Annotated in this window: 16 protein-coding genes and 1 riboswitch; of the genes, 12 read left to right on the top strand and 4 right to left on the bottom strand. The window is 74.6% G+C overall.

Features of this window, described 5'->3' with window-relative positions; all coding sequences use genetic code 11:
* Positions 1 to 78 precede the first annotated feature (78 nt).
* Positions 79 to 259: riboswitch (cobalamin riboswitch) on the top strand.
* 55 nt (positions 260 to 314) lie between these two features.
* The 6 genes from HGAM_RS12325 to cobF are packed head-to-tail and all read left to right on the top strand — an operon-like array spanning position 315 to position 8,157.
* A complete protein-coding gene (locus HGAM_RS12325; protein ID WP_019145807.1) occupies positions 315 to 1,301 on the top strand; it encodes an ABC transporter substrate-binding protein in 987 nt (328 codons plus the stop codon).
* The gene (locus HGAM_RS12320; RefSeq protein WP_019145806.1) at positions 1,301 to 2,362 is read left to right on the top strand and encodes an iron chelate uptake ABC transporter family permease subunit; all 1,062 of its coding nucleotides are present in this window, start codon (positions 1,301 to 1,303) and stop codon (positions 2,360 to 2,362) included. The genes HGAM_RS12325 and HGAM_RS12320 overlap by 1 nt, the downstream gene beginning before the upstream one ends.
* Positions 2,359 to 3,120, top strand: coding sequence for an ABC transporter ATP-binding protein (locus tag HGAM_RS12315; protein WP_019145805.1), 762 nt, complete (start codon positions 2,359 to 2,361; stop codon positions 3,118 to 3,120). The genes HGAM_RS12320 and HGAM_RS12315 overlap by 4 nt, the downstream gene beginning before the upstream one ends.
* Positions 3,117 to 3,785, top strand: a complete 669-nt coding sequence (locus tag HGAM_RS12310) for a (2Fe-2S) ferredoxin domain-containing protein (protein ID WP_019145804.1) — start codon at positions 3,117 to 3,119, stop codon at positions 3,783 to 3,785. Before HGAM_RS12315 ends, HGAM_RS12310 begins: the two co-directional genes overlap by 4 nt.
* Positions 3,782 to 7,381, top strand: a complete 3,600-nt coding sequence (gene cobN / locus HGAM_RS12305) for a cobaltochelatase subunit CobN (protein WP_019145803.1) — start codon at positions 3,782 to 3,784, stop codon at positions 7,379 to 7,381. Before HGAM_RS12310 ends, cobN begins: the two co-directional genes overlap by 4 nt.
* On the top strand, positions 7,378 to 8,157 hold the full coding sequence (gene cobF, locus HGAM_RS12300) for a precorrin-6A synthase (deacetylating) (protein WP_019145802.1): 780 nt from the start codon (positions 7,378 to 7,380) through the stop codon (positions 8,155 to 8,157). The genes cobN and cobF overlap by 4 nt, the downstream gene beginning before the upstream one ends.
* 10 nt (positions 8,158 to 8,167) lie before the next feature.
* Here cobF and HGAM_RS12295 read toward each other — a convergent pair whose 3' ends face one another.
* Positions 8,168 to 8,914 (bottom strand): gamma-glutamyl-gamma-aminobutyrate hydrolase family protein, encoded by a 747-nt coding sequence (locus HGAM_RS12295; RefSeq protein WP_019145801.1) that lies wholly within the window; start codon positions 8,912 to 8,914, stop codon positions 8,168 to 8,170.
* 233 nt (positions 8,915 to 9,147) lie between these two features.
* On the opposite strand from HGAM_RS12295, the gene HGAM_RS12290 reads away from it, so the two are divergent.
* The 3 genes from HGAM_RS12290 to HGAM_RS12280 are packed head-to-tail and all read left to right on the top strand — an operon-like array spanning position 9,148 to position 10,966.
* On the top strand, positions 9,148 to 9,489 hold the full coding sequence (locus HGAM_RS12290; protein WP_019145800.1) for a YidH family protein: 342 nt from the start codon (positions 9,148 to 9,150) through the stop codon (positions 9,487 to 9,489).
* A 7-nt stretch (positions 9,490 to 9,496) separates the two neighbouring features.
* Positions 9,497 to 10,267, top strand: a complete 771-nt coding sequence (locus HGAM_RS12285) for a sulfite exporter TauE/SafE family protein (protein ID WP_019145799.1) — start codon at positions 9,497 to 9,499, stop codon at positions 10,265 to 10,267.
* Positions 10,268 to 10,315: 48 nt separating this feature from the next.
* Positions 10,316 to 10,966 (top strand): cytochrome b/b6 domain-containing protein, encoded by a 651-nt coding sequence (locus HGAM_RS12280; RefSeq protein WP_019145798.1) that lies wholly within the window; start codon positions 10,316 to 10,318, stop codon positions 10,964 to 10,966.
* A 6-nt stretch (positions 10,967 to 10,972) separates the two neighbouring features.
* Here HGAM_RS12280 and HGAM_RS12275 read toward each other — a convergent pair whose 3' ends face one another.
* The gene (locus HGAM_RS12275; protein WP_019145797.1) at positions 10,973 to 11,593 is read right to left on the bottom strand and encodes a hypothetical protein; all 621 of its coding nucleotides are present in this window, start codon (positions 11,591 to 11,593) and stop codon (positions 10,973 to 10,975) included.
* Positions 11,594 to 11,737: 144 nt separating this feature from the next.
* Here HGAM_RS12275 and HGAM_RS19170 point away from each other — a divergent pair, with 144 nt between their 5' ends.
* On the top strand, positions 11,738 to 13,288 hold the full coding sequence (locus HGAM_RS19170; protein ID WP_019145796.1) for a GGDEF domain-containing protein: 1,551 nt from the start codon (positions 11,738 to 11,740) through the stop codon (positions 13,286 to 13,288).
* Between the two features lie 110 nt (positions 13,289 to 13,398).
* Positions 13,399 to 15,978, top strand: a complete 2,580-nt coding sequence (locus HGAM_RS12265; protein WP_019145795.1) for a SpoIIE family protein phosphatase — start codon at positions 13,399 to 13,401, stop codon at positions 15,976 to 15,978.
* A 7-nt stretch (positions 15,979 to 15,985) separates the two neighbouring features.
* On the opposite strand, the gene HGAM_RS19165 is transcribed toward HGAM_RS12265, so the two are convergent.
* A complete protein-coding gene (locus HGAM_RS19165) occupies positions 15,986 to 16,654 on the bottom strand; it encodes a TetR/AcrR family transcriptional regulator (protein ID WP_019145794.1) in 669 nt (222 codons plus the stop codon).
* Positions 16,655 to 16,848: 194 nt separating this feature from the next.
* On the opposite strand from HGAM_RS19165, the gene HGAM_RS12255 reads away from it, so the two are divergent.
* Entirely contained in the window at positions 16,849 to 17,673 is an 825-nt protein-coding gene (locus HGAM_RS12255) for a pseudouridine synthase (protein ID WP_081591967.1), read from the top strand.
* Here the strand turns inward: HGAM_RS12255 and HGAM_RS12250 are convergent.
* A complete protein-coding gene (locus HGAM_RS12250; RefSeq protein WP_019145792.1) occupies positions 17,670 to 18,056 on the bottom strand; it encodes a MerR family transcriptional regulator in 387 nt (128 codons plus the stop codon). The two genes, HGAM_RS12255 and HGAM_RS12250, sit on opposite strands and share 4 nt — an antisense overlap.
* Positions 18,057 to 18,189: the final 133 nt, after the last annotated feature.

Raw genomic sequence — 18,189 nt, 5'->3', positions numbered from 1 at the left:
TCCTGGCGATGGCGGAGCCGGGCGGACCGCTGCCGGGCTGACGAGGTTCCGACGAGGTTCCCGCGGGGCGGTCGCGCCTGCTAGGTTCCTCCTGCCAGTCAAACTCAGCGATGAGCCAGGGAACCCGGTGAGAGTCCGGGACTGACGCGCAGCGGTGAGGGTGACGGGCGGAGCAACGAAGCCACTGGACGAGAGTCCGGGAAGGCGCTCCGTCCGGATGATCCCGAGTCCGAAGACCTGCTGGCCGCAGACACCCGTCTGCGTCACCCGCCAACCAGGCCTCGCGCACAGGCCTCCGGACGAAAGCGACCCTCGTGTCCCGTCGTGCTCTCCCGGCCCTGGCCCTCGCGGCCGCCATGCTGCTGTCCGCCTGCGCGGGCGCGCCCACCGACGCGGCCGACGCCGAGCCGGCGTCGTCCGGCTTCCCGGTCGACGTCACCAGCTGCGGCCACACCAGCACCCTCGACGCGCCGCCGAAGGCGGCCATCACCATGAACCAGGGCGCCACCGAGGTCGCGCTCGCGCTCGGGCTGGAGGACCGGCTCGCCGGCACCGCCTACCTCGACGACGCCGTCGCGCCGCGCTTCGCGAAGGCGTACGACAGCGTCGACGTGCTCGCCGCCGAGTATCCCTCCCACGAGACCGTGCTGGCCGAGGAGCCCGACTTCGTCTACGGCTCCTACGCCAGCGCGTTCGAGGCCGACGCGGCCGGCAGGCAGGCCGAGCTCGCCGAGCTCGGCGTCGGCACGTACCTGTCGCCGTTCGGCTGCCCCGACGCCGGCGACAAGGCCGAGGTCGGCTTCGCGTCGGTGTGGGACGAGGTGCACGCCGTGGCGACCGCGTTCGGCGTCCCCGAGCGGGCCGACGAGGTCGAGGCCGAGCAGCAGGCCGTCGTCGACGAGCTGGCCGAGACCGCGGCCGGGCGCGGCCTGGACGTGTTCTGGTACGACTCGGGCGACAAGACCGCGTACGCCGGCGCCGGGGAGGGCGGGCCCCAGGTCGTGCTGGACGCCGTCGGGGCCACCAACGTCTTCGCCGGGCTCGACGGCGGGTGGGCCGAGGTCTCGTGGGAGCAGGTCGTCAAGGCCGACCCGGACGTCATCGTGCTCGCCGACGCCTCGTGGTCGACCGCGGCCGAGAAGCGCGCGCACCTGCGCCGTGACCCGGTGCTGCGCAAGCTCCGCGCCGTCCGCGAGGACCGCATCGTGACCGTCGCGTACTCCGAGTCCACGCCCGGCGTGCGGCTCGTCGACGGCGCGCAGAAGGTGTCCGACCAGCTGCGAGAGCTCGCCGGGTCCTGATGCTGCAGCGCAGGGAGCGTCGCGCGCCGTGGCGCGTCCGGTACGCCGGCGGGGTCGTCGTCATGGCGGCCCTGCTGGTCGTGGCGATGACGCTCGCGCTCATGGTCGGCTCGGTGCACCTGCCGGCCGGCACTGTCCTGGAGGTCGTCGCCCGGCGGCTCGGGGCCGGCGGCCTGGACGTGTCGGTGCTCGACGACCGCATCGTGTGGGAGCTGCGGCTGCCCCGGGTGCTGGGCGCCGCGGCCACCGGCGCCGGTCTCGCGCTGTGCGGCGCGGTGCTGCAGTCGCTCACGCGCAACGACCTGGCCGACCCGTACCTCCTCGGCATCTCCAACGGCGCGGCCGTCGGCGCGGTCAGCGTCATCGTGCTGGGGGTCTCGTTCGCCGGCCTCGTGGGCACGGCCCTCGTGGGGGTCGGTGCCTTCGCGGGCGCGCTCGCCGCGCTCGCGCTCGTGCTGGTCCTCGCCGCCGGGCGAACCGGCGCCCTGCCGCCCACCCGGGTCGTGCTGGCCGGCGTCGCGATCGGTCAGGTGTGCGCGGCCTACACGTCGTTCGTCGTGCTGCTCAGCGGCGACCGTGATGCCGCGCGGCGCGTGCTCAGCTGGACGCTCGGGTCGCTGGCCGGGGTGCGCTGGAGCGGCGCCGTCACGCTCGTCGTGCTGGTGCTGCTGACCTTCGCGCTCGTCATGGCCTACACGTCGGCGCTGGACGCGTTCGCGTTCGGCGAGGTCTCGGCCGGCTCGCTCGGCGTGAGCGTCCAGGCGACGCGGTGGACGCTCATGGTCGCCACCGCCCTCGTCACGGCCGGTCTCGTCTCGTTCACCGGCGCGATCGGCTTCGTCGGCCTCGTCGTGCCCCACCTCGTCCGGCTCGCCTGCGGGCCGCTGCACCGCCGCCTGCTGCCGCTCAGTGCCCTGGCCGGTGCGCTGCTGCTCGTCCTGGCCGACACCCTGGCGCGCACCGTCGTCCCCGAGCAGGAGGTGCCGGTCGGCGTCGTCACCGCCGCCGTCGGCGCCCCCGTGTTCGCCTGGCTGCTTCGCCGCGAGGGGAGGAGCGCATGAGGCTCGAGGTGCAGGACGTCTCGTGGGTCCGCCGCGGCGCCCGCGTGCTCGACCGCGTCACCGCGTCCGTCCCGGCCGGCTCGGTCACGGGACTCATCGGGCCCAACGGCTCGGGCAAGACCAGCCTGCTGACGCTGCTCGCCGGCCTGGCCCGGCCGACCTCCGGCCACGTGCGGCTGGGGGAGCGGGAGGCCTCGGACGTCCCCACGCGCGAGCGCGCCCGGCTCGTCGCCCTGCTGGAGCAGCAGGCGACCACGTCGCTCGACCTCACCGCCCGCCAGGTCGTCGATCTCGGCCGCATCCCGCACCGCGGCCGCTGGCCCGGATCGGCCGACCCGGCCACCGGTGTCGTCGAGCAGGCGATGGTCGCGGCGCACGTCGCCCACCTCGCCGACCGGCGCTGGCAGACGCTGTCGGGCGGGGAGCGGCAGCGCGTCCAGCTCGCCCGGTCGCTGGCCCAGCAGCCGTCCGTGCTGATGCTCGACGAGCCCACCAACCACCTCGACCTCGGCCACCAGATCGACCTGCTGCGCACCGTCCGGCGGCTCGGTGTCACGACCGTCGCGGCCTTGCACGACCTCGACCTCGCCGCCGCCTACTGCGACCGGCTCGTGGTGCTCGCCGGCGGACGCGTGGTCGCGTCCGGCCCCGTCGCCGAGGTGCTGAGCAGCCCGCTTGTCGAGCGGGTCTACGGCGTCCGCGCCGAGGTCGAGCGGCACGCCGTCGCCGAGCGCCTGACGGTGGTGTGGCACCCGTGAGCGAGCAGGACGAGACCGTCCTCGTGCACGTGGCGACGGCGCTGCCGGACGCCGCGCGGGTCGGCGTGCTGGCCCGGGCCGCCGAGGCCGCGGGTGCGCGCCTGGCCTTCCTGCAGGGCGGGGAGCCGAGCCTCACCCGCCTGCTCGACGAGCTGCACGCCGACGACGTCGCGGCCGTGCGGCTGGAGCCGGTCAGCACCGACGACCTCACCTACGCCCGTTCCTGGGTCGGCCGGGTCGCGGGGCACTGGCACCGCCAGCAGGTCGACCCGCCGACGATCCACTTCGGCGCGCGGACGATCACGGGCCGCGAGGCGGCGCTGTCGTCCACGGCGTGGGAGCGCCCGCCCGCCCACCGCCACCACCTGCTGCTGTGCCGCGGACCGCGCTGCAGCGCCCGGGGCTCGGACGCGACGTACCGCTCGCTGGTCGGGGCGCTCGTCGAGCAGGGCCTGACCGACGACGACGTCCTCATGGCCCAGACCGGCTGCCTGTTCCCGTGCAACCACGGGCCCGTGGCCGTCGTCCACCCCGACGGCGCCTGGTACGGGCCCCTGACCCCCGACGACACCGACCGGCTCGTCCGCGAGCACCTCGTCGCCGGACGGCCGCTGGCCGACCTGCGCCTCGAGACCGAGACCGCCTCCATCGAAGGAGAAGCATGACCCGCATCGCCCTGCTGTCCACCTCGGACACCGACCTGCTCTCGGCCCGCGCCAGCGGTGCCGACTACGTCTGGGCCAACCCGTCGCGCCAGGTCGAGGGCCACCAGTCGATGGCCGAGGTCATCGAGGCGTCCGACCTGGTGATCTGCCGGCTCCTGGGATCGCCGGACGACCTGTGCGGCGGCTTCGAGCGCATCCGCGCGACCGGCAAGCCGATGATCGTGCTGGGCGGCGAGCTGACGCCGAACGCCGAGCTCATGGAGATGTCGACCGTGCCGGTCGGCGTCGCGGCCGAGGCCCACCGCTACCTCGTCGAGGGCGGCCCCGAGAACCTCCGTCAGCTGCACGCGTTCTGCTCCGACACCGTGCTGCTGACCGGCGACGGCTTCGAGCCGCCGCTGACCGTGCCGGCCTGGGGCTGGCTCGACCGGCCCGAGGTCGCCGACGCGGCGGCCGGGCTCCCGCAGGTCGGCGTGCTGTTCTACCGCGCGCACCACACGGCCGGCAACGAGGACTTCGCCCACGCGCTGGCCGACGCGATCGACGCGACCGGCGAGGCGGTCGGCCGGCCCGTCTTCTCCAGCTCGCTGCGCTCCGCCCCGGACGACCTCTACGACGCGCTGGGGTCGCTCGACGCCCTCGTCGTGACGGTCCTGGCAGCCGGCGGCGCCACCCCCGCGGGCGCCTCGGCCGGCGGCGACGACGCGGCCTGGGACGTCGCGCGCATGGCGGCGCTCGACATCCCGATCCTGCAGGGGCTGTGCCTGACGTCGAGCCGCGAGGAGTGGCTGGCCAACGACGACGGCGTCACGCCGCTCGACTCGGCCAACCAGATCGCCATCCCCGAGTTCGACGGCCGCATCATCACCGCGCCGTTCTCGTTCAAGGAGGTCGACGAGGACGGCCTGCCGCACTACGTCGCCGACGCCGAGCGCTGCGACCGCGTCGCCCGCATCGCGGTGCACCACGCGCGGCTGCGGCACGTGCCGGCGGCCGACCGCCGTGTCGCCCTCATGCTGTCGGCCTACCCGACCAAGCACAGCCGCGTCGGCAACGCCGTCGGCCTGGACACCCCGGTCTCCGCGGTCCGCATGCTGCGCCGCATGGCCGCCGCCGGGTACGACCTCGGCGGGAACAACGAGGTCACGCGCATCCTGGCCATGGACGACGACACCGCCGCGGGTGACCTGCTCATCCACACGCTCATCGCGGCCGGTGGCCAGGACGAGGAGTGGCTCACCAACGCCCAGCTCACCGACTCGCACGTGCGCATCACGCCCGAGGAGTACGCGGCCTGGACCGCCGACCTGCCGCAGGACCTGCGCGACGAGATCGTCGAGGCGTGGGGCGCGGCCCCCGGCACGCTCTTCGTGAACGACCGCGGGGAGATCGTCCTGGCGACGCTGCAGGCCGGCAACGTGGTGATCCTCATCCAGCCGCCGCGCGGCTTCGGCGAGAACCCGGTCGCGATCTACCACGACCCGGACATGGCGCCCTCGCACCACTACCTGGCCGCCTACCGCTGGGTGCGGCACGGGTTCGGCGCCCACGCCGTCGTCCACCTGGGCAAGCACGGCTCGATGGAGTGGTTGCCGGGCAAGAACGCGGCCCTGTCGGCGTCGTGCGCGACCGACGCCGCGATCGCCGACCTGCCGCTGATCTACCCGTTCCTCGTCAACGACCCGGGCGAGGGGGCGCAGGCGAAGCGCCGCGCCCACGCCGTGATCGTCGACCACCTCATCCCGCCGATGGCGCGGGCCGAGACGTACGGCGACATCGCGCGCCTGGAGCAGCTGCTCGACGAGTACGGCAACATCGCGGCGATGGACCCGGCCAAGCTGCCGGCGATCCGTGGCGAGATCTGGACCCTCATGCGCTCGGCCGAGATGCACCGCGACCTGGGCCTGGAGAGCCAGCCGGACGACGAGGCGTTCGACGACTTCATCATGCACGTCGACGGCTGGCTCTGCGAGATCAAGGACGTGCAGATCCGCGACGGCCTGCACGTGCTCGGGCAGGCGCCGGAGGGGTCGGTGCGCGTCGACCTGGTGCTCGCGATCCTGCGCGCCCAGCAGGTGTGGGGCGGCGAGGCCGGAGCGGTCCCGGGCCTGCGTGCGGCGCTCGGCCTCAAGGGCGGCGAGGCGACCTCGGCCGTGGACGCGGTCGAGGAGCGGGCGCGCTCGCTCGTGGAGGCCATGGAGGCCGCGGGCTGGGACCCGGAGGCCGCGACCGGGCTGCACGACGACCCGGAGGTCCAGCGCGTGCTGCGGTTCGCCGCCACCGAGGTCGTGCCGCGCCTGGCCGGCACCGTCGACGAGCTCGACGCCGTGCTCCACGCGCTCGACGGCGGCTACGTGCCGGCCGGGCCGTCGGGCTCTCCGCTGCGCGGGCTGGTCAACGTGCTGCCGACCGGCCGCAACTTCTACACGGTCGACCCGCGGGCCGTGCCGTCGCGCCTCGCCTGGGGCACCGGCCAGGCGATGGCCGAGTCGCTGCTCGAGCGCTACCTGGAGGAGACCGGCGAGTACCCCGCGTCGGTGGGCCTGTCGGTCTGGGGCACGTCGGCGATGCGCACGAGCGGCGACGACATCGCCGAGGTGCTCGCGCTGCTCGGCGTCCGGCCGGTCTGGGACGAGGCCTCGCGCCGCGTGAGCGACCTCGAGGTCGTCCCGCTGGAGGAGCTCGGCCGTCCCCGCATCGACGTCACGGTGCGCATCTCGGGCTTCTTCCGTGACGCGTTCCCGCACGTCGTGGCGATGCTCGACGACGCGGTGCAGCTCGTGGCGGCGCTCGACGAGCCGGCCGACCGGAACTTCGTCCGGGCCCACACGCAGGCCGACCTGGCCGAGCACGGGGACGAGCGCCGCGCGCGCACCCGCATCTTCGGCTCGGCGCCGGGCTCGTACGGCGCCGGCATCCTGCAGGTCATGGAGTCGGGCACCTGGCGCGACGACGCCGACCTGGCCGAGGTCTACACCGCCTGGGGCGGCTTCGCCTACGGGCGCGACCTCGCGGGCGTGCCGGCCGCCGACGACATGCGGACGTCGTACCGGCGCATCAAGGTGGCGACCAAGAACATCGACACCCGCGAGCACGACATCGCCGACTCCGACGACTACTTCCAGTACCACGGCGGCATGGTCGCGACGGTCCGCGCGCTGACCGGCGAGGACCCGAAGGCGTACGTCGGCGACTCCACCTCGCCTGACGCGGTCCGCACGCGCACGCTGCAGGAGGAGACGAACCGCGTCTTCCGCTCGCGCGTGGTCAACCCGCGCTGGATCGGCGCGATGCGCCGCCACGGCTACAAGGGCGCGTTCGAGCTGGCCGCGACGGTCGACTACCTGTTCGGCTTCGACGCCACGGCCGGCGTCGTGCACGACTGGATGTACGAGTCGCTGGCCAAGGAGTACGTGCTCGACGCCGAGACCCAGGAGTTCATGCGGACGTCCAACCCGTGGGCGCTGCGCGGCATCGTCGAGCGGCTCAACGAGGCGGCCGACCGCGGGCTGTGGGCCGAGCCCGACCCCGAGGTCATGGCCGAGATGGCGCGCGTCTACCTGGAGGTCGAGGGCGACCTCGAGGACGACCAGTGAGCGAGAGCGAGCGCAGCGCCCGGCGCAGGCTGGCGCTCGTCGGGCTCGGGCCGGGCGACCCCGAGCTGGTGACCGCCCAGGCCGCCCGGGTGCTGAACGAGGTCGACTTCCTCCTGGTCGCCGACAAGACCGGCGACCACCCCGGCACCGCCGACCTCGTCGTGATGCGCGAGGCGATCTGCGACCGGCACGTCACGGGGGAGTGGCACCTGGTCGCGGTGCCCGATCCCGAGCGCGACCGCGACGACCCGGCCGACTACGCCGGGGCGGTGCGCGACTGGCACGAGGCGCGGGCCGAGGCCTGGGAGCGGGCGCTCCTGGAGCACGACGGCGACGCGGCCGTGCTCGTGTGGGGCGACCCGGCCCTGTACGACTCGGCGATACGCCTGGCCGAGCGCATCGAGGCCCGCGGCGTCGTGCCGGTCGAGGTCGAGGTCGTGCCGGGGCTCAGCAGCGTCCAGCTGCTCGCCGCCCGGCACCGGCTCGTGCTCAACACGATCGGCGGGCCGATCACCATCACGACCGGACGCCGGCTGCTGCAGGACGCCGATCACGGCGACAACCTCGTCGTGATGCTCGACGGCGGGCTCGCCTGCCTGCGCCTGCCCGATCCCTCGGCCTGGCGCGTGTGGTGGGGCGCGAACCTCGGCTCGTCCGACGAGCAGCTGGTCGCCGGCCGGCTGGACGAGGTCGCCGGCGACATCCAGGCGCGTCGCACGGCGGCCAAGCAGGCGCGCGGCTGGGTGATGGACACCTACCTGCTGCGCCGCGCCTGACCGACGGGCCTCAGCCCGCCACCGACAGCGTCGTCGCCTCCGCCGCCTGGCGACGCAGCCGCTCGAGCAGGGCGGCGAGCTGGTCGTCGGCAGTGTCGGGGTGCTCGGGATGCCACTGGACGCCGGTGACCGGCGCCGTCTCGTGGACGGCGGCCTCGACGACCCCGTCCCCGGCCAGCGCCGCCACGACCAGGCCGTCACCCAGCCGGTCGACCGCCTGGTGGTGCGTGCAGCGGACGTCCTGCTCGGCGTCGACGTCACCCTCGAGCGCCGTGCCCACGAGCCGCACGCGGTTGCGCACGAAGTCGTCGGGGTGACGGTGCCCGGACACGGTGGGCAGGTGCGCCACGAGCGTGCCGCCGAGCGCGACGTTGACCAGCTGGAGCCCGCGGCACAGGCCGAGCAGCGGGGTGCCGGCCTCGACGCAGCGCCGCACGGCGGCCAGGTGCGCCTCGTCGGCGAGCGGCTCGTGCATGCCGCTGCCCGGGTAGTCGAGCGGACCGCCGTAGGTGCGCGGGTCGACGTCCTCGCCGCCCATGAGCACGACCGCGTCGGCGCGGTCGACCGTGGCCAGCGTCGCCTCGACGCCTGCCTCGGCCGAGGCGACCGGCTCGACCCGCCAGCCGAGCCGCTCGGCCACCCGCACGGTGGCGTCGTTCAGCACGTCCAGCTTCTCCTGGAACCACGGCGCGTGCCGCCGGCTCGTGCGCAGGTGCAGCAGTGCGAGGCGGGGGTGGGGATCGAGGACGTCGCTCACCCCGGCAGCGTAGGACGTCCGCATGACGAGGATGTTGCCCGCGCCGGAACAATCCCCGGGCCCACCCCGTTGTGCAGGGTGCCGGTCCGACTCATGCCCCCGGGCCTCACCACCCGCCGCCACGAGCGGCCACTCGCCGAGAGGCGGCTGACGGACCGGCGAGCGTGGAGAGCAGCCACCTGCGGGGTAAGCCCCTGGCAGGTGGCTGCTCGCGTCTGGGGCAGGATGCCGTCATGGGCGAGAGCATCGGCGGACCCCGCGACCACCTGGCCAACGAGCGCACCCAGCTGGCCTGGCTGCGCACGGGCGCGAACGTGATGGTCGTCGGCCTGGCCGTGGCGCGGTTCGGCGACGCCGGCGAGGTGACGACCGCCAGCCTCGTGGCCGGTGGCCTGCTCGTCGTGGTGGGCGCGCTCGGGGTCGGCTACGGCACGCTGCGCTACCGGCGCACCGCCGCCGAGCTGCGCGTCGGCACCGCCGCCGCGGCCTCGTCGTCGGCCGGGCCGGCCGTCGCGGCCGGCGTGCTGGTGGTCGCCGTCGCGGTGGCCGTGCTCGTGCTGCTGCTCGGCGCCTGAGGCCCCCGTGCTGGAGACCGTCGCCATCCTCGCCGCGGGGTTCTGGGCCGGGACGATCAACGTCGTCGTGGGCTCGGGGACGCTCGTGACCTTCCCGACGCTGCTGCTGCTCGGCTACCCGCCCGTCGTCGCCAACGTCTCGAACAACATCGGCCTGGTCGGCGGCGGACTGACCGGCTCGTTCGGCTACCGCCGCGAGCTCGTCGGCCAGGGGCCGCTGCTGCGCCGCCTGCTTCCGGCCTCCCTGGCCGGCGGCGTCGCCGGTGCGGTGCTGCTGCTCGTGCTGCCGTCGTCCGCGTTCCGGGCGATCGTGCCGGTGCTCATCGTCGTGGGCCTGGTCATGGTCGTGGCCGGACCCGCGGTGCAGCGTCGCGCCGCCCGCCGTCGCGGTGGCCACGACGTCGCGATGACGCCCGCCCGCACCGCCGCCCTCGCGGTCGGCATCGGCCTGCTCGGCGTCTACGGCGGCTACTTCGGCGCCGCCCAGGGCATCCTGGTCATGGGCCTGATGACGGTCATGACGAGCATCGCGCTTCAGTCCGTCGTGGGGGTCAAGAACGTGCTCACCACGGTCGTGAACGCGGTCGCCGCGGTCACCTTCATGCTCGTCGCGTGGGACCGCATCGACTGGCACGTGGTGCTGCTCGTCGCCGTGGGCGCCACGCTCGGCGGCCTGGTCGGCGCGCGGATCGGCCGCCGCCTCCCGGCCCCTGCGCTGCGGACGCTCATCGTCGTCGTCGGCACCGTGGCGGTCGTCCGCCTGGTCACGGCCGGCTGAGCGCCGTACGGCGCCCGTCGCCCCTACCACCGGGCTAGCCTGCGGCGCATGTCCGCACCGCACGCGCCGCAGGGCTACGGCACGACGGCCAAGGTGCTGCACTGGCTGACGGTCGTGGCGCTGCTGACCCAGCTGGTCGTCGGGCTCACCATGGACACCGGCACCGCCGTCGACCGCGCCGAGCAGGCCGTCGACCGGGCCGAGGACCGGGGCGAGGAGGCGGCCGAGCAGCAGGGGGAGGCCGCCGAGGAGCGGTTCGAGGCCGAGATCGAGCGGCGCGAGGACGCGGCCGACCGGCTCGACGACGAGGCGGGCTCGCAGGAGCTGCGCGACGTCGCGTCCGGGTCCGTGCTGGACGACGGCGTCAGCGGCGTCGAGGTGCACGTGCTGCTCGGCCTGGGCATCTTCCTGCTGGGCGTCGTCCGGCTCGTGCGTCGGCGCGTCGTCGCGCTGCCGCCGTGGGCCGAGCACCTCGGCCCCGGGCAACGACGGCTCGAGGGCCTGATGGAGAAGGCGATGCTCGCGCTGCTGCTCGTCGTGCCGGCGAGCGGGCTGCTGCTCGCGCTGGCCGGTGAGTCGTTCCTGGTGCTCCACGTCGGCACCCAGGTGGTGCTCGGCGTCGTCGTGGCGACCCACGTGGGGCTGGTGCTGTGGCACACCGTGGTGCGCCGCCACGGCCACCTCAGCCGCATGCTGTGAGCGGCGTCAGGACGCGCGGCAGGTGCCCTCGGGCTCGTACGACGTGAACCGGACCGCGTCCGGGGCGCCCTCGGCGGTCAGCACGATGCGGTACCAGGTGCGGTCGCTGTCGTTGACCGGCTGCCCGGATCCGTCCAGGAACTGCTGGGTGTCGCCGCGGACGCACACCTTCAGCTGGGTGCCGTCGGAGACGGCGACGCGGAACAGCGGGTCGGTCGGAACCTGCCAGCCGCGCTCCCACGCGACGGACGCGGTGCGGGAGACGAAGTCGCGCACCTGCTCGCTGCCCAGCTCGTCCAGCTCGGGCACGAGCTCGCCGCCGTTGATGCTGCGGTAGATCGCCGAGGTCAGCAGCCGGAACTGAGCCACCACCGGGTCGTCGCCGAACTTCCGCTCGTTCTGGATGCGCACGTCGACCGAGCCGTCGTCGGTGTCCTGGTCCTCGTCGGCCCCGCCGGTCTCGTCACCGGTGGGGGTCGGCGCGGGCGTGGGCAGCGTCGCGGTCGGGGCGGACGGCGCCGGCGTGGTGGTGGCTGCCGGCGTGAGGCCGCCGTCCGTGCCGCCGGAGCAGCCGGCCAGGACGGCGAGGGCGAGGGCCGGCACGGCGAGCGCGGCGCGACGCATCATGAGGGGGCTCCCGGGGGATCTGCGGGTGGACGGACGTCGGCGCAAGGGTACGGGGTCGGCCCCCGGGAGACCGACTCGCAGACGCGTGGCACGGATCATGCGCGAGTCGCGGTTTTTTTCGTTGCCATGCCCGACAATGTCCCCATGACGTCGACGCGTGACACGCCGGTGCCGGATGCGGCCGCGCTCGACGACGTCCTCCTGGGCATGGAGATCGACCGCACGTCGGAGGATCCGCTCGTCGCCGCGGAGGTCCAGGAGCAGGCTCTGCTGCTGGGGCGCGACGACCTCGAGGCCCGCGCCCGGCTCGTCATCGCCGACGCCAGCATGCGCGCGGGCGACCTCGCCAGCGCCGCCCCCGTCCTGGACCAGGTGAACCGCTGGGCCGCCGACAACGGCCAGGCCCACGTGCTCGCCCGCAGCCACCTGCTGCTCGCCTACCAGCACTTCTACGTCGGCGACATGACCGAGGCGCGCCGCCACGGCGTGCTGAGCGTCGAGTACCTGCCCGAGGACGTCCCGCCGCTGCTCCGTGGCGCCCACCTGGTGGTGCTGGCGATGACGCTGGAGACGGCGATCAGCAACGACGCGACGCGCCACCACAACGAGGCGCTCGACATCGCGACCACCCACGGCAACCACCAGATGGCCCGTTCGGTGCTCAACAACATGGCCTACGGCGCCTACCAGCGCGGCGAGGTCGAGAAGGCCACCCACCTCGTCGAGCGGCTGCAGGAGCTGTCGGACTCCACGGGCATCCCGCTGCGCCCGGGCGACATCGACACCGTCGCCGCCGTCGCGACGCTGCGCGGCGACTACGACCAGGCCGAGTCGCTCCTGCTCCCGCTCGTGAACGGCGGCATCCCCGACGAGGACGAGGCCGACCTGCTGCCCGAGGTGCTGCTGACGCTCGTGCGCGTGCAGCGGCTCTCCGGCGCGCTGGACCGGGCGGCCGAGACGGTCGAGCGCTGCATGAAGGTGTGCGAGAGCCGTGGTGGCCTCGGCTCGATCGGGGTCCGTGCCCGTCGTGAGCGCGCGCTGCTGCACGCCGGCCGCGGCGACTACGAGGCCGCGTTCCACGAGATGCTGCGCTACGACGAGGAGGCCGAGGCCCAGCGCGACGACGACCGCGAGCGCCAGGCCGAGCTCACCCAGCTGGTGTTCGAGGTGCGCGAGGGACGCCGCGAGGCCGAGCAGTTCCGCGACATGGCGTTGCGCGACGCCCTGACCGGCCTGTACAACCGCCGGTTCCTCGAGGCGCAGCTGACCGCGCTGGAGTCGCGCGCCCGCACCGAGGGACTCGTGCTGTCGCTGGCGGTCATCGACGTCGACCACTTCAAGGCGGTCAACGACTCCACCTCGCACCTGGTCGGCGACCAGGTGCTGCGCCAGCTCGCCCGCCGGCTCGAGGACACGGTGTCGGCCGCCGCGACCGTCGTCCGGCTGGGCGGCGAGGAGTTCGTGGTCGTGCTGCCCGAGTGCGACGAGGCCCAGGCGTTCAAGGCCTGCGAGCGCGTCCGGCTCGGCGTCCGCGACCACGACTGGAGCGACCTGATCGACCGGCGGATCACCGTCAGCATCGGCGTCGCGACCGCCCGCGACGTGCACGTCGACGCCCACGAGCTGCTGCGTCGCGCCGACGAGAGCCTGTACCGCGCGAAGCGCAGCGGACGCGACCGCACGGTCGCGGAGTAGTCGCCGGGTTCGGTCACGGCGCACTGCCGCGCCATGGGATCATGGAGCCCGCACGGTCCGCCGGATCGTCACCCCGACGAGAGGTGCCCGTGGACGACCGAGGTACGCCGGTGAGCACGTCGCAGGACGTGGCCGGGCGCCTGGCGCACGCGCGCCGCCTGGCCCGCGCCGGGTCGCTGCCCGAGCTGGACCGGCTGGCCGAGCACGTCGCCGCCCTGCTGGGCGCCCCGTCGGCCCAGGTCTCGATCATCTCCGACGTCCAGACCGTCGTCGGCGCCACCGGAGCGGCGTCCGCGCTCGTCGGCACCGAGTCCGCGTCGGCCGAGTCGCTGTGCACCGTCACCGTCGACGCCGCCGTGCCCGTGCGGGTCGACGACGGTGCCGCCGACCCGCGGGTCGCCCACCTGCCGCCGGTCGTCGGCGGCGACGTCGGCTCCTACCTCGGTGTGCCGCTGGTGGCGCACGGCCACGTGGTCGGCGCGCTCTGCGTCCACGGCCCCGAGCCACGGGTCTGGAGCGACGACGACGTCCGCCTGCTCGAGGTGCTCGCCGCGCCCGTCGTGGCCCAGCTGGAGCTGGCGGCGCTGGAGCTCGAGCACGACTCCGAGCGCCTGGTCTGGCAGATGGCGATCGACGCCGGCGGCGTGGGCGCGTTCGACTGGGACCTGGTCACCGGCGAGCTGCGCTGGGACGAGCGCCTGCTCACCCTGTTCGGCCTGTCCGCCGACCAGTTCGGCGGCACCATCGAGGCGTTCAACGCGTGCGTCCACCCCGACGACCGCGCCCGCGTGGGCCGGGCGCTGTCCGCGGCGATCGCCACGTGCGGCCGGTACGAGGCCGAGTACCGCGTCGTGCTGCCCGACGGCGGGCTGCGCTGGGTCTCGGCCCGCGGCAGCGCGCTGCCCGGCGCCGAGGGCACGGCGGTCCGCGTCCTGGGCGTCGCCAGCGACGTCACCGCCGCCCGTGAGGAGGAGGCCTCGGTCAGCCGGGTGCTGGAGGCCATGCCGGCCGCCTACTACCACCTGGACGCGCAGTGGCGGTTCACGTACGTCAACGCCCGGGCCGCCGAGCTGCTCGGCGCGATCGGCCGGCCGATCATCGGCGAGGTCGTGTGGGAGTTGTTCCCGGCGACCGTCGGCACCGTCTTCGAGCGGTCGTACCGCGACGCGGTCGCGATGAGCACGCCCGTCTCGTTCGACGCGTACTACCCGCCGCCGCTGGACGGCTGGTACGAGGTGCGGGCGTGGCCCGTCGAGGACGGCCTGGCCGTGTACTTCCTCGACGTCACCCAGCGGCGCGAGGCGCAGCAGACGATGGCCCGGGCCGCGCAGCGTGCCGAGCTGCTCCGCGAGGTCACCGACGCGCTGTCCGGCACGCTCGACCCCGAGCACGCCGGCAACCGCCTGGCCCGGCTCGTCGTGCCGACGCTCGGCGACTGGTGCGTCGTCACCCTGGCCGAGGACGCCTCGGCGCCGAGCGGCCCCTGGCGGCGCGGCCTGCGCGACGTCGGCTGGTGGCACGCCGACGAGGCCTTCCGTCCGCTGGTCGAGCGCTACGCGCTGCTCCGCCTCGACGCGCTGCTGGAGTCCTCCTTCGTCCGCCGCGCGATCTCCGACGGGACGACCACGGTCGTCGACCACGACGCGGTGGACCGGGTGGCGGCCGTGCTCGCGCCGGGTGAGGCGACCGACGTGCTGCGCGAGCTGGCTCCGCAGAGCGCGGTGGTCGTGCCGCTCAACGGACGCGGGCGGACGTCCGGCGTCCTCACCGTCTTCCGCGACGCCGGCCGTCCCGCCTTCTCGGCCGAGGAGGTCGCCACGCTCGAGGAGGCGGCCGCACGGGCCGGCCTGGCGCTGGACAACTCGCGCCTGTACGCCGAGCAGCGCGACCTCGCCGAGACCCTGCAGCGCAGCATGATGACCGCGCCGCCCGAGCCCGACCACCTGCAGGTGGCCGTCCGCTACGTGCCGGCCGCCGAGACCGCGCGGGTCGGCGGCGACTGGTACGACGCCTTCCTGCAGCCCGGCGGGGCGACGATGATCGTCATCGGCGACGTCGTCGGCCACGACACGGCCGCCGCCGCGGCGATGGGCCAGCTGCGCAGCATCCTGCGCGGCATCGCCGTCACCACCAACGCCGGGCCGGCCGAGTCGCTCACCCGGCTGGACGAGGCGATCGCCACGCTGCTCATCGACACCACCGCCACCGTCGTGGCCGCCCGCCTGGAGCAGTCGCCCGAGGACCGCCAGGACGGCGTCACCCGGCTGCGCTGGTCGAACGCCGGGCACCCGCCGCCGCTGGTCGCCTGCCCGGGTGCCGACGACGGGGTGCGGGTCGACGTGCTGCAGGCCGACCGACCCGACCTGCTGCTCGGGCTGTCGTCGGACGCCGACCGGCACGAGTCGGTGGCCGAGCTCCAGCGCGGGTCGACGGTGCTGCTCTACACCGACGGGCTGGTCGAGCGGCGGGACCAGCCGCTCGAGGAGGGCGTCGCCCGGCTCGCGGCCGAGCTGAGCGACCTCGAGGCGTCCGGTGCCGACCTGGAGACGCTGTGCGACGCGCTGCTGACCCGGATGCTGGGGGAGCGACCCGAGGACGACGTCGCCCTCGTGGCCGTCCGCCTGCACCCGCAGGACGAGCCGCGCCCGCCCGAGGCCGGTCCGGTCGTCGTGCCGCCGATCCTCACCTGACCGCCGGCTAGCCGACGACCTCCGGGCGCAGCATGGTCGCGATGGTGGGCACGAGCTCGGTCGCCACGCCGCGCACGGGCGGGTCCGCCCCGGGCTCGTCGAGCTGGTCGGCGGTCAGCTGACGCATGGCGTAGACGCCCGCGGCGTAGGCCGACAGCGGCACGCCGGCCGCGCCGGGCCAGTACCGGTCGCGCTCGGTCTTGAGCAGCAGCGCGATGGCGTGGATGGCCGAGCGACGCCGCTCGCGGGCCGGCCGCCCGAGTCCCTCGAGCTCGAGCATGAAGGCCCGCCCGACGACGGGGTCGGCCTCCAGCGTGCCGGCGAAGGCGAGGACGACCCGCGACACCACCTCGTCCCACGGCGTGGTGGCCGGCGTGTCGACCGACGACAGCATCCGCTCGGCCAGGACGGTGAGGAACCGGTCGTACGCGGCGAAGATGCACGCGTCCTTGTCGGTGAAGCACTCGTAGAAGGACGGCTGGGAGACGTGGGCCCGGGTCGACACGTCGCGCACGCCCAGGCTGCGGTAGCCGTCGGCGGCCATGAGCTCGGTGGCGGCGATCATCAGCCGCTCGCGCTGGCGCGTCAGCACCTCGCGGTGGGACAGCCCGTGGCGTCCCTTCGGCAGGGCCGGAGGCGTGGTGAAGAAGACGCCCTCGCGCACGGGGACGATCACCGAAGGCTCCGGGGGAGAGCGTTCATGCACGAAGTGTGCGCCCTGCCGGGGCCACGGCCCGCCGGTGGGTGGCGTGGACCGCCTACGATCACCCGGTGCCCCCTCGTCCGCCGCTGCCCACCCGTCACGGGCTGGGTCCCGCGTGGGTGCGCACGCCCGACCGTGACCCGGCCGACCCGCGGCCGTGGCCGACGATGGGCGCCTGGCTGCGCGACAAGCTGCCCGACGGCGTCGCGGTCGGCGAGATGCTCGCCGCCGGGCGGTTCGTCCTGGCCGACGGACGTCCGCTGGCCGACGGCGACCCCTACGCGCCGCACACCTTCGTGTGGTTCCACCGCGACCTGCGCGACGAGCCGCCCGTGCCCGGCACGATCCACGTCGTGCACCGCGACGAGCGGCTGGTGGTCGTCGACAAGCCGCCGTTCCTGTCGTCGATCCCGCGCGGGCGGCACGTGCGCGAGAGCGTCGTCGTGCGGATGCGCGAGGAGCTCGGCCTGCCCGAGCTCTCGCCGCTGCACCGCCTGGACCGGGTCACGTCCGGCCTGCTCATGCTCGCCACCGAGCGGCGCTGGCGCGGCCCGTACCAGTCGATGTTCCAGGACGGACGCGTGGGCAAGACGTACCGGGCGCTGGCCCCGTACCGGGACGAGCTGGTGCTGCCCACGACCGTGCGCGACCACCTGGTGAAGCGCCGCGGCACGTGGCAGGCCGAGGTCGTGCCCGGTCCGCCGCCGAACGCCGAGACCCTGGTCGAGCTGGAGGAACGCCGTGGCGACCTGGCGGTCTACCGGCTGAGCCCGCGCACCGGACGCACCCACCAGCTCCGGATGCACCTGTGGGGCCTGGGCGTCCCGATCGTGGGCGACCCGCTGTACCCGCAGGTGCGCGACGTCGAGGTCGACGACTTCACCGAGCCGCTGCAGCTGCTCGCGGCGTCGCTGGCGTTCACCGACCCGGTGGACGGCACCGTGCGCCGGTTCGAGAGCGTCCGCTCGCTGCCGCTCGGGGCGCAGGCCTAGCCGCTCGGCTGCGCGTCCAGGATCGACAGGAACTCGTCGGCCATGCCGAGCTGGCGCTCGAGCCGGGCCCTTCGGTCGGCGGCGTCGGCGCGCAGGGCGTCCAGCCGGGCCAGCGCGGCCGCGCGCTCGTCGCCCCCGACGCCGGCCCCGAGCGCCTCGATGTCACGCATGACGACCGACATCTCCTCGAGCGTGTAGCCGAGCGGCTTCATGCGGCGCACCACGAGGATCCGCTCGACGTCGTCCTCGGTGTAGAGCCGGAAGCCGCCCTCGGTGCGGCCGGACGGACGCAGCAGGCCGACCTCCTCCCAGTGCCGCAGCGAGCGCAACGAGAGCTCCGTGCGGGCGGCGACCTCGCCGATGCGCAGCAGGGCGTCGGCCACGTTGTCCCCTCTCACGCTCGCGCGGGTCGGACTCTCACGTTGCGTGAGGTTACGATCGGTCGGTGCCGCGACGCGGCGCCCCCATCCTGCCACCGCCTCCCCGGCGTGCCCCCGCGCGCCCGGACCCCGAACG

It is taken from the genome of Aeromicrobium massiliense JC14 (assembly GCF_000312105.1).
Taxonomy (GTDB): domain Bacteria; phylum Actinomycetota; class Actinomycetes; order Propionibacteriales; family Nocardioidaceae; genus Aeromicrobium; species Aeromicrobium massiliense.
Note: the sequence above shows the minus strand (reverse complement) of the source record. Positions and strands in the feature narration are given on the sequence as shown.

Excerpts from the sequence above, each read along its gene's own strand:
- HGAM_RS12320 (WP_019145806.1), top strand. The coding sequence starts at position 1,301 with ATGCTGCAGCGCAGGGAGCGTCGCGCGCCGTGGCGCGTCCGGTACGCC.
- HGAM_RS12315 (WP_019145805.1), top strand. The coding sequence starts at position 2,359 with ATGAGGCTCGAGGTGCAGGACGTCTCGTGGGTCCGCCGCGGCGCCCGC.
- cobN (WP_019145803.1), top strand. The coding sequence starts at position 3,782 with ATGACCCGCATCGCCCTGCTGTCCACCTCGGACACCGACCTGCTCTCG.
- HGAM_RS12290 (WP_019145800.1), top strand. The coding sequence starts at position 9,148 with ATGGGCGAGAGCATCGGCGGACCCCGCGACCACCTGGCCAACGAGCGC.
- HGAM_RS12280 (WP_019145798.1), top strand. The coding sequence starts at position 10,316 with ATGTCCGCACCGCACGCGCCGCAGGGCTACGGCACGACGGCCAAGGTG.
- HGAM_RS12275 (WP_019145797.1), bottom strand. The coding sequence starts at position 11,593 with ATGATGCGTCGCGCCGCGCTCGCCGTGCCGGCCCTCGCCCTCGCCGTC.
- HGAM_RS19170 (WP_019145796.1), top strand. The coding sequence starts at position 11,738 with ATGACGTCGACGCGTGACACGCCGGTGCCGGATGCGGCCGCGCTCGAC.
- HGAM_RS12255 (WP_081591967.1), top strand. The coding sequence starts at position 16,849 with ATGGGCGCCTGGCTGCGCGACAAGCTGCCCGACGGCGTCGCGGTCGGC.